Source organism: Streptomyces sp. NBC_00984, from assembly GCF_045162475.1.
Lineage (GTDB): Bacteria > Actinomycetota > Actinomycetes > Streptomycetales > Streptomycetaceae > Streptomyces.
On the sequence record NZ_CP108734.1, the window covers coordinates 2,485,797 to 2,500,893 of the forward strand.

The window sequence follows — 15,097 nt, forward strand, 5'->3', positions numbered from 1 at the left end:
AGGTTCCGGCCCTTCGGAGCGGTGGGGGTGTCTTGCCCCCACCGTAGGGCCGCAGGGCCGCCCTGGCGTTTGTCCGGGGTGGAGCAGTGCGTGCCGGGGACGCGCCGGTTTGTCGGATGCGGACGGAACGCGTGGCTCCGCCGGGCCGCTACGGCTCGGGGGTCGGCGGCGCGCTCGTGGCCTTCAGGGCCAGCCACAGCTCCATCCGGACATCGGGATCGTCCAGCGAGCGGCCCAGGATCTCCTCCACCCGGCGCATCCGGTAGCGCAGGGTGTGGCGGTGCACTCCCAGGTCCGCCGCGGCCGCGTCCCACTGGCCGTGGTGGGCGAGCCAGGCCCGCAGCGAGGCCACGAGGTCGCCGCGGCCCTTGGCGTCGTGTTCGTGCAGGGCGCGGAGCATTCCGTCGGCGAAGGCCCGTACCGCGTCGTCCGCGAGCAGCGGGAGCACCGAGCCGGCTGCCAGCTCCTCGTGCTCGACCAGCGCCCTGCCCCGGCGGCGGGCCACCGACAGGGCCTGCTCGGCCTGCTTGTACGCGGCGGAGACGGCGATCGGGCCGGCCGGCGCGGAGAGGCCCACGACCACCTGGCCCTCCTCCGCCTTCGTCCCTTCGGCGTGCGTCCTCGCCTCCTGGGCCTCCGCGTAGGCCGCGCACGCCGCGACCGCCGCTCCGCCGTCCGCGGCGAGGACGACGAGCCGGTCGCCCTCGGGGACGGTCAGCAGGGTCTCGCCGGACCGCAGGGCCGCCGCCTCCATCGCCTCGCCGAGCGACGCGGGGGTGGCGGGGTCGGACGCCTCCGCGATGAGCAGCCGGAACGGGGCGTCGAGCAGCCCCCCGTACAGGTCCCCGGCGACGGCCCTGGCGTGGTCCGGCTGGCCGGCGAGCAGCATGCGCAGCACCGCCGCGCCGAGGCGCTGTTCGGCGCCCTGGAGGGACCGGGAGCGTGCGGTGGTCAGGGTCAGCAGGGCGACGGCGGAGTGCACGGCGTACCGCTCGGCGGTGCCGAGTGCCGCGCCGGTGCCGACGGCCAGCGCTCCCCTGACCCGGCGGCCGGTGCCCAGGGACTGGAGCTCGACCCGGTCGTCGGTGTCGCCGACGACGACGCTGGCGGGGGCCGGGCGGTCCCGCAGCCGTTCCACGTCGGGGGTGAGCCGGGCGGCGCGGCGGGCGGCCCATTCGGGGGCCGCGGCGACGACCTGGCCGGCCGCGTCGTACAGCGCGGCCCAGCCGTCGAGGTGCGCGGCGAGCCGGGTGAGCAGTTCGCCGGGACCGTCGCCCGCGAGTGCGGCCCTGGTCAGCTCCCGCTGGACCTCGAACCCGGCCGTCACGGCCCGGTACTGGTCCTCCGCGATCACCGAGGACACGGCCTTGGCGATGGCGATGAACGGGGTGCGGCGCGGCACTTCGAGGAGCGGCAGCCCCGCTTCCTCGGCCGCGTCGATCAGCGCCTGCGGCACCTCGTCGTAGTGGACGCCGACGGCGAAGCCCAGGCCGACGACTCCGGCTCCGGCCAGCCGCCGCACGTACCGCCGCATCGCCTCGGGGTTCTCCGCGTCGAGGTTGGTGGCGGTGACGAGCAGGAACTCGCCGCCCTCCATGTACGGAACGGGGTCGGTCAGCTCGCTGGCGTGCGCCCAGCGCACGGGCACGTCGAGCCGGTCCGCCCCCGCGCGCACGGTGAGTCTGAGCGCCGAACGCTGGACAAGCGAGGCGAGAGTGAGGGGCATGGGGACCGCGGGACCTCGGGGAGTCGGTTTTCGCCGTCCCGTATGAACGGCTCCTGCCAATTCTGCCAGGCTGGCGGGGTCCGGCATGACCATGCCCGGTGCCGCGGGCCGCACCCCGCGCCGCTCAGCCGTTCAGATCCACCAGCAGGGGCGGCGCGTGCTCCCCCCGCACGGTCGTCAGGGACAGTACCGCGTGCCCGGCCGGCACCCGGTGGGCCAGTTCGGAGGCCGACCAGCGCTCCCGTTCGACCTGGCGCACGGTCACCGCGTCCGTGGTGACCGCCTTGCCGGTGACGAGTTTGCGGAAGGCGTGGATGGCCCGGGTCATCGGCTGGTCGGCGAAGACGGTGCGCTGGGTGACGTCGCGGGTCTCGACCCACTCGGTGCCCCAGGCCTCGGCGAATTTCTTCCCGTCCCAGGTGGTGATCCCGGAGAACGCCATCCGGCAGCCGACCGCGCCCAGCAGCGCCGTGTGCAGGCTCTCCGGCACGTCGTCGAGCGTACGCAGGGTGAGTACGGCCCCGGCGTGCGCCGAGCGCAGCCGCTGGACGCCGCGGACGGTGTCGGGGGTCAGGGTGCCGGTCGCGTCGTCGAGGACGAGACAGGCGAAGAGGGAACGGTCGGTACGGGCCGCGGCGCTCGCGGTGAACTGGGCGAGGACCAGCCGCGCCAGCACCCGGGAGGCCTCGGCGTGGCCGCGCTCGGGCAGGTCGATGCGGACCCTCAGCGGGTGCTCCAGGGCGCGCGGCGAGAAGGGCCGGGTCCTGCCGGTGGTGTCGAAGAACTCGGCGAACGCGGGCCGGTCCAGCAGCGCCACCCGGTCGGCGAGCGCCGGACCCGGATCGCCGGGCGCACCGGCCTGGCGGGCGCGGCCGTCGAGCTCGCGCCGCATCCCGGGGTGCCCGGTGTCGTCGAGCGCCTCCCGCAGCGCGGCGAGGGCAGTGGGCACACCGTCCAGGAGCTCGCGCAGCTCGGGCACGGAGGGGAACCGGCCGTGGGCCACCCGGAAGGGGCCGAGGAGCTGGGCGAGCGCGGTCACGGCGCGTCTGCCGTCGACCTCGGGGAGGTCACCGACCAGGCCGTCGGCGAGCACGGTCGCGGCCTCGTCGGGGTCGGTGGTGCCGCCGTACAGGTCGAGGTCGTGCACGGACGACGGGTCGCCGATCTTGACGACGACGTCGAACCCCTTGTCGCCGCCGAGCTGGGTTCCCGCGGCGCACACGGCGACGACGGCGGCCTGCCCGGTGAGCGCCTGCAGCGCGAGGGATTCGACGACCGGCCGGACCAGTGACCGGCTCTTGCCCGCGCCCGGCGGGCCGACGGCGAGCAGGGAGGTGCCCAGCAGCCCGGGGTCCAGGGCGATGCCGCTGCCGCGGCGGGCGTACGGGTTGCGCTCGCCCGCCTCGACGGCGCCCAGCCTGACCTGCTGGACGAGCAGGTCGTGCCGGGCGGCGCGGACCGGGAGGTCGCGTGCGCCGGAGGGGTGGGTGCAGGCGGCGGAGCCGTCGCTGCGCACGTTCTCGGTGAAGGCGGGGAGGCGGGAGCGGTCGGCGCGTACGGAGGTCCAGGCACGGCGGATCCGGACGTAGTCGACATCGTTCATCCGCCCGGACCGGGTCTCCCCGGCGAGCGCGGCGGCGGCCTGCGGCTGTCCGGCGGCGCGCAGGTCGGGCCATTCGGCGGGGTCGTCCTCGCCGCCCTCGACGACGGCGTCCGCGCCGTCGGGCGTGTGCGGCTTCGCCGGGTCGCGGCCGTCCCGGCCGGGGGCCGGCCGCTCGGAGCGGCCGCGGCGCCACAGCTCGGCCCAGCGCCCGAGCCTGCCGAACGGCCACACGATCACCAGGGTGAGCAGGGCGTACAGCCCGTAGCTGATCAGCGTGGACTGGGTGCGGTCGCGGCCCAGCCAGCCGTCCGGCACGAGGCCGAAGACCAGCCCCATCCCCGGCACGGTCCCGTTCCAGACGAGGGTCCACACCAGCAGCGCGCAGACCGCGGCACCGGCCGCCCGTGCGGCGGCTCCCCTGGCGGCGACGCACCGCTCGAAGGCGGCGGGCCAGTTGCCGAGGCGGCCGAATCCGTAGACGAGTCCCCCGATGATCAGCAACCGGTAGATGTCGAGCGCGCGGACCGCGCCCCGGGTCTGCGGCTGGTCCCCGAACGGCCCCCACCAGTCGCCGGGAGTGAAGAGCTTCAGCGGGACCCGCCAGTACGGGATGTAGTTGTTGCGCCAGAGCGACCAGAGCAGGACGCAGGCCAGCAGCGAGATCACCGCGCCGCTCACCAGCGTGCGGTCCGGGGTGCGTTCCTTCTCCTCGGCGGGCCGGGGTACGTGGCCGAGCCGCCAGACGCCCGGCTCCGCCGCGGGCCTCGGGATGCGGAGCCAGTCGCCGAGGGAGGGCCCGGAGGCCGGGGCGTATCCGGGCCTCGGCGGCAGTTCGGGAGGGGGAGGGCCGGCCGGGCGCGGCACCGGATGACCGGAGCGGGTGCCGCGTGCGTCGTACGTGCCCTCGGTGTCCATGTGCTGTCCCTCGTCCCCTGACCAGCGCCGACCGGTATCTTCGGGCGCGGGCGCCCGAAGCCATCAATCTAGTGCCCCGTACCACCCCGTCGGACGCGGTCCGGCGGGATGTCTTCGCCCGGCCCCCGGAGCCCTCCCCGGGCCCCGCGTCCCCGCGGCCCGGCCCGCGTACCCCCTCGCTATGTCCGTGGCGGACAACGGCGCGCGAGCACCACTCCCGAACGGAACATGCCGTACCCCGGGCCTCGCCCATAGCCTGCACGAAGAAGCGTCCGAAACATCCCCCCAGGAGCCCCTCATGACCGCAATCCCGCAGGAGCGCCGCGTCGTCACTGCCATTCCCGGCCCGAAGTCGGTGGAGCTGCAGGCCCGCCGTCTGGAGACGGTGGCCGCAGGTGTGGGCTCCACCCTGCCGGTGTTCACCGCCCGCGCCGGTGGCGGGATCATCGAGGACGTGGACGGCAACCGTCTGATCGACCTCGGCTCCGGTATCGCCGTGACGTCGGTGGGCGCCTCCGCCGAGGCCGTCGTGCGCCGCGCGTCCGCGCAGCTCGCCGACTTCACCCACACCTGTTTCATGGTCACGCCGTACGAGGGGTACGTCGAGGTCTGTGAGCAGCTCGCCGAGCTGACGCCGGGCGACCACGCCAAGAAGTCCGCGCTCTTCAACTCGGGCGCCGAGGCCGTCGAGAACGCGGTGAAGATCGCCCGTATCCACACCAAGCGCACCGCGGTCGTCGTCTTCGACCACGGCTACCACGGCCGCACCAACCTCACGATGGCGCTGACCGCCAAGAACATGCCGTACAAGCAGGGCTTCGGCCCGTTCGCGCCCGAGGTCTACCGGGTGCCGGTGGCGTACGGCTACCGCTGGCCGACCGGTGCCGAGAACGCCGGCGCCGAGGCGTCGGCCCAGGCCATCGACCAGATCAACAAGCAGATCGGTGCGGAGAACGTCGCCGCGATCATCATCGAGCCGGTGCTCGGCGAGGGCGGCTTCATCGAGCCGGCCAAGGGCTTCCTCCCGGCCATCGCCCAGTTCGCCAAGGACAACGGCATCGTCTTCGTCGCCGACGAGATCCAGTCCGGCTTCTGCCGCACCGGCCAGTGGTTCGCCTGCGAGGACGAGGGCATCGTCCCGGACCTGATCACCACCGCCAAGGGCATCGCGGGCGGTCTTCCGCTCTCCGCCGTGACCGGCCGCGCCGAGATCATGGACTCCGCCCACTCCGGCGGCCTCGGCGGCACCTACGGCGGCAACCCGGTCGCCTGCGCGGGTGCGCTCGGTGCCATCGAGACGATGCGCGAGCTGGACCTGAACGGGAAGGCGAAGCGCATCGAGGAGGTCATGAAGGGCCGCCTCGCCGAGATGCAGTCGAAGCTCGGCAACGGCGACATCATCGGTGACATCCGTGGCCGCGGCGCGATGATCGCGATCGAGCTGGTGAAGTCCGGCACGAAGGACCCGAACCCGGAGGCCGCCGCGAAGCTCGCCAAGGCCTGCCACGCGGAGGGCGTCCTGGTCCTCACCTGCGGCACGTACGGCAACGTCCTGCGCTTCCTCCCGCCGCTGGTGATCGGCGAGGACCTGCTGAACGAGGCGCTCGACGTCATCGAGCAGGCTTTCGGCCAGATCTGATCTGTGCGAACCACAGCGGCTCCGGAACGCGTTCTCGCAGGGGTTACGAGGGGCCCGCGTGAGGGCCTGTGAAGAACGTGTGGGGGGCCGATGGCGGGATCTGTTTCCCGCTGTCGGTCCCCCCATCGGCTGCCGTACGGTTTCCGCAGATGAGAGAAACACCCCGCCCGCAGGGGACTGCGGGCGATGCCGGGCCGGAGCTTCCCCAGCGCCGTCCTGGCCGTGCCTTCGCGCACACCGCTGGAGCCTCTGGCTCCGGAACTCCTCACCGATCGGATGGCCGCTCGCCCCAAACCCCCCGGGGCGTGCGGCAAACCGGTCCGACCGGCCGCCCCGGAACCACCCCCCCTGTTCCCGGGCGGCCGGCTCTTTTCCTCTCCCTGGTCCTGACGCTCCTGGCGCTCTTCGGGCTCACCGCCTGGCAGGTCGCGGCCGGCGGCCCGCTGCGCGCACTCGACGAGCGCGCCGGCCGGGCCGTCGTCGGACACGGCCCCGCCCGGCTGACCGAATTCCTCGCCGATCTGGGCAATATGCAGATCGCGCTCCCGGTACTGGGCTGCGCGGTCGCCTGGGCCCTGGTGCGCGGTGCGCGCCGTGAGCCGCTGTACGCCGCGCTCACCATGGGCGCGGTGCCCCTGCTGGTCGTTCCGCTGAAGGCCCTGATCGCCCGTCCGGGACCGCTGACGGACGCCACCGGCTACTTCCCGTCCGGCCATGCCGCGACGGCCGCGGTGGCGTACGGCGCGGCGGCGCTGCTGGTCGTGCCGTACGCGAGGCGGTCGTGGTCATGGGTGATGCCCGTCGCCGCTGTCCTGCTGACCACGGCGACGGGCATCGGTCTGGTGCTGCGCGGCTATCACTGGCCGCTGGACGTGCTGGGCAGTTGGCTCCTGTGCGGGGCAGTGCTGCTGCCGCTCGGCCTCAGCCGCCGAAGTAGGCGTCGAAGTTCTTCGAGAACTCCCCGTTGTTGAACCGGTCCCAGTTGATCGACCACGTCATCAGCCCGCGCAGCGCCGGCCATGTTCCGTGGGTGGCGTAGGAGCCGCAGTCGGTCTTCTTCGTCAGGCAGTTCAGCGCCTTGGTGACCTCGGCGGGCGAGGTGTGGCCGTTGCCCGCCTGGGTGGAGGCCGGCAGCCCGATGGCGACCTGGTCGGGGCGGAGCGCCGGGAAGACCTTGGTCTGGTCGCCCGCCACCGGGAAGCCGGTGAGCAGCATGTCGGTCATGGCGATGTGGAAGTCCGCGCCGCCCATCGAGTGGTACTGGTTGTCCAGGCCCATGATGGAGCCCGAGTTGTAGTCCTGGACGTGCAGCAGGGTCAGGTCGTCGCGCAGCGCGTGGATGACCGGGAGGTAGGCGCCCGCCCGGGGGTCCTGGCCGCCCCAGGGGCCCGAGCCGTAGTACTGGTAGCCGAGCTGGACGAAGAAGGTCTCGGGGGCCATCGTCAGGACGAACTTGTCGCCGTACTTGGCCTTGAGGGCCTTCACCGCGGAGATCAGGTTGACGACGACCGGGGTGGTGGGGTTGCGGAAGTCGGTGTCCCCGGTGTTCAGCGAGAGCGAGTGGCCCTCGAAGTCGATGTCGAGGCCGTCCAGACCGTACTCGTCGATGATCTTGCTGACCGAGGAGACGAAGGTGTCGCGGGCGGCGGTGGTGGAGAGCTGGACCTGGCCGTTCTGGCCGCCGATGGAGATGAGCACCTTCTTGCCCGCGGCCTGCTTGGCCTTGATGGCCGCCTTGAACTCGGCCGCCGACTCGACGTTCGGGCATTCGGTGACCGGGCAGAGCGAGAAGCGGATGTCGCCGGAGGTCACCGAGGTCGGCTCGCCGAAGGCCAGGTCGATGACGTCCCAGGAGTCGGGCACGTCCGCCATCCGCGTGTAGCCGGAGCCGTTGGCGAAGCTGGAGTGCAGATAGCCGACGAGCGCGTGGACGGGCAGGCCGCCTCCCCCGCCTCCGCCGCCGCCCGCCGTGGCGGTGGCCGCGACCGCGGCCGATCTGGCGGACTCGCCCGCGGAGTTGGTGGCGGCGACCTGGAAGCTGTACGCGGTCGACACGGTGAGGCCGGTCACGGTGGCGGAGGTGCCGGTGACCGAGAGGACCTTGGTGCCGCCCCGGTAGACGTTGTAGCCGGTGGCCCCGGCGGAGCCGGTCCAGGACAGGTCGACCGAGGAGGCGGTGGCCGTGCCGGCCTTGAGTCCGGTGGGGGCGGCCGGGAGCTCGGCCGGGGCGCCGCCCGGACCGACCAGGGTGAGGTCGTCGGCGTAGTAGGCGGGAGTGCCGAACCAGCCGTGGGTGTAGACGGTCACCCGGGTGGTGGACGGGCCCGTCCTGAAGGTGGTGGTGAGCTGCTTCCAGTCGGTGGACGACTGGGTCCAGGTGGACACGTCGGTGGTGCCGGTGCCCTCCGCGCCGAGGTAGACGTAGGAGCCCTGCACCCAGGCGCCCAGCGTGTAGGTGGAGTCCGGCTCGACCGTCACCACCTGGGAGCACTTGGCGTTGTCGGCGCCGGCCGGGGTCGCCTTCAGCGCCGAGGTGCCGCTGTGGGCCGGTGTGCCGACGGCGGCTCCGCTGCCGCCGGTACAGCTCCAGCCGTCCAGGCCGGACTCGAAGCCGCCGTTGCGTGCCAGGTCGACGTCGGCGGCAGCGGCGGACGGAGCGAGGGCGGTCAGACCGCCGACGGCGAGCAGGGCCGCCGCGAAGGCGGCCACGACTCCGGTAATTCGGGCGGGGGGTCCCGTGCGTTCCACAACGGCCTCCGTGCATGGGGGAATTGGGTGCGGCCGCCACAACATGGTCCAGACCAATCAGGTTGTCAAGACCTCTGACGGTCCCGGGCCGCCCGCCCGGTCGACCGCGTACACCGTTCCCGCCGCCCGCCCGGTCGACCGCGTACACCGTTCCCGCCGCCCGCCCGGTCGACCGCGTCACCGTTCCCGCCGCCCGCCCGGTCGACCGCGTCACCGTTCCCGCCGCCCGCCCGGTCGGTGTCAGTCCCCGCCCCTCTCGGCCTGCCCGGCCGCCGTCTCGTGCATCGCGAGCTCCAGAAGTGTCGCGTCGGTGAGGGTTCCCGAGCCGTCGGGCGGGATCAGCCAGCGCACCCCGCCGTTGGACGCCCGGCCCGGATGCGGCACGACGATCCAGGTCCCCGGCCCCACTCCCCGCACCCCGGTGCCGACCCAGTGGGCGACGGTGCCCGGCGGCACGAAGAAGCCCATGCGGGCATTGCCGAAGTCGGAGAGAACGGGACCGGGCCTGTCGATGAGGCGGGTCAGTACGTCGAGGGTGGGATAGCCCAGCTCCCCCGGAAGAACCAGCACGTCCCAGCGTCGGCCGGCGGGAAGGAGCGCGATCCCGCGGGGATTGCGCTCCCATTCCCACCGGCAGGCGTCCGGATCCGGCGCCACCGATACGAGCCACTCGACTGCTGCTTTGACCCCCGCGCCAGCCATGACCGGCCTCCATTTCCGTGTGCACCAGCCATGCATTGCCGGTGTGTTCACACGGGAGAGAGAGGTGGAGCCGGTCGATTACGCGGGTTCGGGCAATGAATTCACGGGGACCCGGCCGGACTCAGCTGTCGAAGCCGAGCCCCAGCCGGTCCATCGTCCGCAGCCAGAGATTGCGGTGGCCGCCGTTGCTGTCGGCCCTGGCCAGGGACCTCTTGGTGAGCTCGATCCCGGCCCAGGCGAAGGGCTCCGGCGGGAACGGCATCGGCTTGCTGCGGACCATTTCCAGCGTGGTCCGCTCGTTCTGTTCGCCCGCCAGCAGATCGAGCATCACATCGGCCCCGAAACGGGTGGCGCCGACGCCGAGTCCGGTGAATCCGGCGGCATAGGCGACCCGGCCCTGATGGGCCGTGCCGAAGAACGCGGAAAAGCGCGAACAGGTATCGATCGCCCCGCCCCAGGCATGACTGAAACGAACCCCGGCCAACTGCGGGAAACAGTCGAAGAACTGGCCCGCGAGCTTGAGGAAGGTCTCCGGACGCTGATCGAGATCGGCGCTCAGCCGGCCGCCGTACGGATAGATCGCGTCATAGCCGCCCCACAGGATCCGGTTGTCGGCCGACAGCCGGAAGTAATGGAACTGATTGGCGCTGTCGCCCAGGCCCTGCCTGTTCTTCCAGCCGATGGAGGCCAGCTGGTCCGCGGTGAGCGGCTCGGTCATCAGCGCGTAGTCGTAGACCGGCACCGTGTACGGGCGCACCCGCTTGACCAGCGACGGGAAGATGTTCGTACCGAGTGCGACCCGGCGTGCGAAGACCCTTCCGTACGGCGTGCGGACCGCCATTCCCGTGGTGGACCTGGCGAGTTCGAGACCCCGGGTGTGCTCGTACATCCGCACCCCGAGTTCGAGACAGGCCCGCTTCAGGCCCCAGGCCAGCTTGGCGGGGTGCAGCATGGCAACGCCCCGCCGGTCCCAGAGACCGCCCAGGAATGTCGGTGAGTCGACTTCGGCGCGCAGCGCGTCCCGGTCCAGGAATTCCGTCCCGGTGAAGCCGAGCTTCTCGGTCTCCTGGTGCCATTCATGGAGCTCTTCGAGCTGGTGGGGCTCGGTGGCGACGTCGATCTCGCCGGTCCGCTCGAATTCGCAGTCGATCGAGTAACGGGCGACGGCGGCCTCGATGGCGTCGAGGTTGCGCTCTCCGAGCTCCTCCAGCCGGTGGATCTCGTCCGGCCAGCGCTCCAGGCCGTTGGGCAGGCCGTGGGTGAGGGAGGCGGCGCAGAATCCGCCGTTGCGGCCGGAGGCGGCCCAGCCCACCTCGTGCCCCTCGATCAGTACGACGTCCCGTTCCGGGTCGCGTTCCTTGGCGATCAGCGCGGTCCACAGTCCGCTGTAGCCGCCGCCGACGACGAGCAGATCGCAGTGCTCGTCACCGGTGAGCGCGGGCAGCGCCTCGGGCTTGCCGGGGTCGTCCAGCCAGAACGAGACGGGCTTCGCGTCGGAGAGCGATTGTGCAGCAGTACGCATGGCAACTGGGGCCATGGTTTCCAACTCCTTCAGGGCTTTCTATCGTGCGCTGTTCTTGCGCCGGTTCGCGATCAGCTGGCCGACGACGACCACCATGACAGCGATGATGAACATCGCCGTTCCGATGACGTTGATCTGCACGGGCGTGCCGCGCTGTGCCGATCCCCAGACGAACATGGGGAAGGTCACGGTGGAGCCCGCGTTGAAATTGGTGATGATGAAATCGTCGAAGGAGAGCGCGAAGGCGAGCAGCGCTCCCGCCGCGATTCCGGGGGCGGCGATCGGCAGCGTCACCCGCAGGAAGGTCTGCACGGGACCGGCGTACAGATCGCGGGCCGCCTCCTCCAGCCTCGGGTCCATCGACATCACGCGCGCCTTCACCGCCGTCACGACGAAGCTCAGGCAGAACATGATGTGCGCGATCAGGATCGTCCAGAAGCCCAGCTGTGCGCCCATGTTGAGGAAGAGCGTGAGCAGCGAGGCGGCCATGACGACCTCGGGCATCGCCATCGGCAGGAAGATCAGCGAGTTGATCGCGCCGCGCGCCCGGAAGCGGTAGCGGACCAGCGCGAAGGAGATCATCGTGCCGAGGACGGTCGCGCCGACGGTGGCCCAGACGGCGATCTGGAGGGACAGCGAGAGCGAGCCGCACATGTCGGCGACGCCGCAGGGGTCCTTCCAGGCGTCCAGGGAGAAGCGCTGCCAGGAGTAGTTGAAGCGTCCGTTCGGCTTGTTGAACGAGAACACCATGACGACGACGTTCGGCAGGATCATGTACGCGAGGGTCAGCAGACCCGCGATGACGATCAGATTCCGGCGAATCCAGCGCAGTACGGGCATCAGACCAGGTCCTCCGTCCCGGAGCGGCGGATGTAGACGGTGACCATGATCAGGACGACCGCCATGAGGATGAAGGAGAGCGCGGCCGCCGTCGGATAGTCCAGGACGCGCAGGAACTGGGTCTGGATGACGCTGCCGACCATCTTCGTGTCGGTGGAGCCCAGCAGTTCCGCGTTGACGTAGTCACCGCTGGCCGGGATGAAGGTGAGCAGGGTTCCGGAGACGACGCCCGGCATGGAGAGCGGGAAGGTCACCTTGCGGAAGGTGGTGGCGGGGGTGGCGTACAGATCGCCGGCCGCCTCGTGCAGCCTGCCGTCGATCCGCTCCAACGAGGTGTAGAGCGGCAGGATCATGAACGGCAGGAAGTTGTACGTGAGGCCGCAGACCACCGCCATCGGCGTGGCCAGCACCCGGTTGGACTCGGTCCAGCCGAGCCAGCTGGTGACGTCCAGGACGTGCAGGGTGTTCAGTACGTCGACGACCGCGCCGCCGTCCGCGAGGATCGTCTTCCAGGCGAGCGTGCGGATCAGGAAGCTGGTGAAGAACGGCGCGATGACCAGCACCAGGACCACATTGCGCCAGCGTCCGGCCTTGAACGCGATCAGGTAGGCGAGCGGGTAGCCGAGCAGCAGGCACAGGATGGTGGCGGTGCCGGCGTACAGCAGGGACCGGATGAACTGCGGGTAGTAGTCGGTCAGCGCGTCCCAGTAGGTCTGGAAGTGCCAGGTGACCTCGAAGCCCTTCTCCAGGGATCCGGTCTGCACGGAGGTCGAGGCCTGGTAGACCAGCGGCAGCGCGAAGAAGACGAGCAGCCACAGGATGCCGGGGAGCAGCAGCCAGTAGGGGATGAGGCGCTTGCGGGTGGAGGGCTTGCGTATCTCCAGCTCCGCGACGGGCGCCGGTGGCGCCTCTTTGGTGACGGTCACGCCGCGTCCTCCACCGTCTCCACACCGGCGTCGATGTCCTGTGCGGCGTCCAGGCCGAAGGTGTGCGCCGGGTTCCAGTGCAGGACGACCTCGGCGCCGGGGGTGAGCCGGGCGTCGCGCTCGATGTTCTGCTCGTAGACCTGGAGCGCCTTGCCCGCCGGGCTCTCCACCACGTACTGCGTGGACACCCCGATGAAGCTGGAGTCGACGATCCGGCCGGTGACCCGGTTGCGGCCGTCGGCTATCGCGTCCACGTCGTCGGCGTGCGCGAGCGAGATCTTCTCCGGGCGTACGCCGAGCAGCAGCTTGCCGCCGTCGGCGGTCGGGGCCGAACATCGCTCGGTGGGCAGCCGCAGCTTGCCGCCGCCGGCCGCCACGACGATGTCCGTGCCCGCGGAGACGATCTCGCCCTCGATGAGGTTGGACGTGCCGAGGAAGTTGGCGACGAAGGTCGTCCTCGGATTCTCGTACAGGTCGGCGGGGGCACCGAGCTGCTCGACCCGGCCGCCGTTCATCACCGCGACGGTGTCGGCCATGGTCATGGCCTCCTCCTGGTCGTGGGTGACATGGATGAAGGTGATGCCGACCTCGGTCTGGATGCGCTTGAGCTCCAGCTGCATCTGGCGGCGCAGCTTGAGGTCGAGGGCGCCGAGCGGTTCGTCGAGCAGGAGCACCTGCGGGTGGTTGATCAGGGCGCGGGCGACGGCGACGCGCTGCTGCTGGCCGCCGGAGAGCTGGTGCGGCTTGCGCTTGGCGAAGTCGCCGAGCTGGACCAGCTCCAGCATCTCGTCGACCTGCTTCTTCACCGATTTGATGCCGCGTCGGCGCAGACCGAAGGCGACGTTCTCGGTGATGTCGAGGTGCGGGAAGAGCGCGTAGCTCTGGAAGACCGTGTTGACGGGCCGTTTGTACGAGGGAAGCCCGGTGATGTCCCGGCCGCCGAGCGAGACCGTGCCGGTGGTGGCCTCCTCCAGGCCGGCGATCATCCGCAGAGTGGTGGTCTTGCCGCAGCCGGACGCGCCGAGCAGCGCGAAGAAGGAGCCCTGCGGGACGGTCAGATCGAGCGGCTTGACGGCTGCGAAGGAGCCGTACGTCTTGCTGATCCCGGTGAGGCGGACGTCGCCGCCGGTCTGCTGCTGTGTCATGGATCGCGGTCCCGGTGGTGTCAGAGGGAGATCAGGTTTGGAGATCGGGGGATCGGGTGGGGCGGGGAGGGCGCGGCGGTCAGGCGCCGATGAGCTTGGCGAACTTCTCTTCGTACGCCGTCTCTTCCTTGCTGGTCAGGGAGCGGAAGGCGTGCGACCGGGACGCCATCTCCTTGTCCGGGAGGATCAGGACGTTGTCGGCCATCGCCCGATCGATCTTCGCCAGCTCGTCGCGGACCCCGTCGACCGGGCAGACGAAGTTGATGTACGCGGCGAGCTTCGCGGCGACCGACGGCTCGTAGTAGTAGTCGATGAGCTTCTCGGCGTTGGTCTTGTGCCGGGCCTTCGCCGGGACCAGCAGGTTGTCGCTGGATATGACGTAGCCCGCGGCCGGAATCGCGTACTTGATGTCCGGGTTCCCGGCCTGGAGCTGGATGACGTCGCCGGCCCAGCCGACGCAGGCGGCGATGTCGCCCTTGTCGAGGTCCGCGGTGTAGTCGTTGCCGGTGAAACGGCGGATCTGGTTCTTGTCGACGCCCTTCTGGAGCCGGCCGATCGCTGCGTCGTAGTCGGCGTCGGTGAAGTTGCCGGGGTCCTTGCCCATGTCGAGCAGGGTCATGCCGACGGAGTCGCGCATCTCCGAGAGGAAACTGACCCTGCCCTTGAGCTTCGGGTCGTCGAGCAGCTGGCTGACGGAGTCGACCTTGCGGCCGCCGGTCGCCTTGGAGTTGTAGGCGATGATGGTGGGGATGCCCGCCCAGGGGTACGAGTAGGCACGGCCCGGGTCCCAGTCCGGGGAGCGGAACTGGGCCGAGAGGTTGGCGTAGGCGTGCGGCAGGTGCGAAGGGTCGAGCTTCTGCGCCCAGCCGAGGCGGACGACGCGGGCGGCCAGCCAGTCGGTGACGCAGATGATGTCGCGGCCGGTGTCCTGGCCGGCCGCGAGCTGCGGCTTGATCTTGCCGAAGAACTCGACGTTGTCGTTGATGTCCTCGGTGTACTTGACCTTGATCCCGGTGCGCTCGGTGAACGCCTCCAGGGTGGGCCGGTGCTTGCCGTCGTCGGTGACGTCCATGTACTCGGTCCAGTTGGAGAAGTTGACCTGCTTCTCCTCGGCCGAGTGGTCGTCGGAGGCCGCGGCGGCGTCCCCCTCCCGCTTGGCGGGCGGGATGCCGCACGCGCTCAGCGTGCCCAGCCCGCCGATCGCCAGCGCCCCCATGCCGGAGGCGCGGATCAGCGATCGGCGGGTCAGAGCGCCCCGGCCGCTGGTGAGACTGCGTCGCATCGCGGCGAGTTGGGCCGCGGAGAGGCGCTCCGGCTCGTACTGCTCCATG

Annotated in this window: 11 protein-coding genes; 2 read left to right on the forward strand and 9 right to left on the reverse strand. The window is 71.1% G+C overall.

Translation table 11 applies throughout. The features are described from left to right. Positions 1-148 precede the first annotated feature (148 nt). Both OG520_RS10565 and OG520_RS10570 read right to left on the reverse strand, forming a co-directional pair. Positions 149-1,726 (reverse strand): PucR family transcriptional regulator, encoded by a 1,578-nt coding sequence (locus OG520_RS10565; protein ID WP_406012996.1) that lies wholly within the window; start codon positions 1,724-1,726, stop codon positions 149-151. A gap of 124 nt (positions 1,727-1,850) precedes the next feature. Next, entirely contained in the window at positions 1,851-4,244 is a 2,394-nt protein-coding gene (locus tag OG520_RS10570; RefSeq protein WP_406012997.1) for an ATP/GTP-binding protein, read from the reverse strand. 298 nt (positions 4,245-4,542) lie between these two features. Between OG520_RS10570 and gabT the strand changes: the two genes are divergently transcribed. Next, on the forward strand, positions 4,543-5,883 hold the full coding sequence (gabT, locus tag OG520_RS10575; protein ID WP_266427411.1) for a 4-aminobutyrate--2-oxoglutarate transaminase: 1,341 nt from the start codon (positions 4,543-4,545) through the stop codon (positions 5,881-5,883). 149 nt (positions 5,884-6,032) lie between these two features. Continuing rightward, positions 6,033-6,854 carry a phosphatase PAP2 family protein gene (locus OG520_RS10580; RefSeq protein ID WP_406012998.1) on the forward strand — a complete coding sequence of 274 codons (822 nt, stop codon included), beginning with the start codon at positions 6,033-6,035 and terminating at the stop codon, positions 6,852-6,854. Here the strand turns inward: OG520_RS10580 and OG520_RS10585 are convergent. The 7 genes from OG520_RS10585 to OG520_RS10615 all read right to left on the reverse strand — a co-directional run bounded on the left by OG520_RS10585 (position 6,805) and on the right by OG520_RS10615 (position 15,096). Continuing rightward, a complete protein-coding gene (locus OG520_RS10585) occupies positions 6,805-8,631 on the reverse strand; it encodes a chitinase (RefSeq protein ID WP_406012999.1) in 1,827 nt (608 codons plus the stop codon). The two genes, OG520_RS10580 and OG520_RS10585, sit on opposite strands and share 50 nt — an antisense overlap. Before the next feature lie 240 nt (positions 8,632-8,871). Next, positions 8,872-9,333 carry a hypothetical protein gene (locus OG520_RS10590; RefSeq protein WP_406013000.1) on the reverse strand — a complete coding sequence of 154 codons (462 nt, stop codon included), beginning with the start codon at positions 9,331-9,333 and terminating at the stop codon, positions 8,872-8,874. 121 nt (positions 9,334-9,454) lie between these two features. Further along, a complete protein-coding gene (locus tag OG520_RS10595; protein ID WP_399333077.1) occupies positions 9,455-10,870 on the reverse strand; it encodes an NAD(P)/FAD-dependent oxidoreductase in 1,416 nt (471 codons plus the stop codon). A 24-nt stretch (positions 10,871-10,894) separates the two neighbouring features. Further along, a complete protein-coding gene (locus OG520_RS10600) occupies positions 10,895-11,695 on the reverse strand; it encodes an ABC transporter permease (protein ID WP_124716097.1) in 801 nt (266 codons plus the stop codon). Then, entirely contained in the window at positions 11,695-12,621 is a 927-nt protein-coding gene (locus tag OG520_RS10605; protein ID WP_399333079.1) for an ABC transporter permease, read from the reverse strand. The genes OG520_RS10600 and OG520_RS10605 overlap by 1 nt, the downstream gene beginning before the upstream one ends. Continuing rightward, positions 12,618-13,766: an ABC transporter ATP-binding protein gene (locus OG520_RS10610; RefSeq protein ID WP_406013001.1), complete on the reverse strand. Its 1,149-nt coding sequence runs from the start codon at positions 13,764-13,766 to the stop codon at positions 12,618-12,620. Before OG520_RS10610 ends, OG520_RS10605 begins: the two co-directional genes overlap by 4 nt. Before the next feature lie 79 nt (positions 13,767-13,845). Next, positions 13,846-15,096 carry a PotD/PotF family extracellular solute-binding protein gene (locus OG520_RS10615; protein WP_406013002.1) on the reverse strand — a complete coding sequence of 417 codons (1,251 nt, stop codon included), beginning with the start codon at positions 15,094-15,096 and terminating at the stop codon, positions 13,846-13,848. Position 15,097 lies beyond the last annotated feature (1 nt).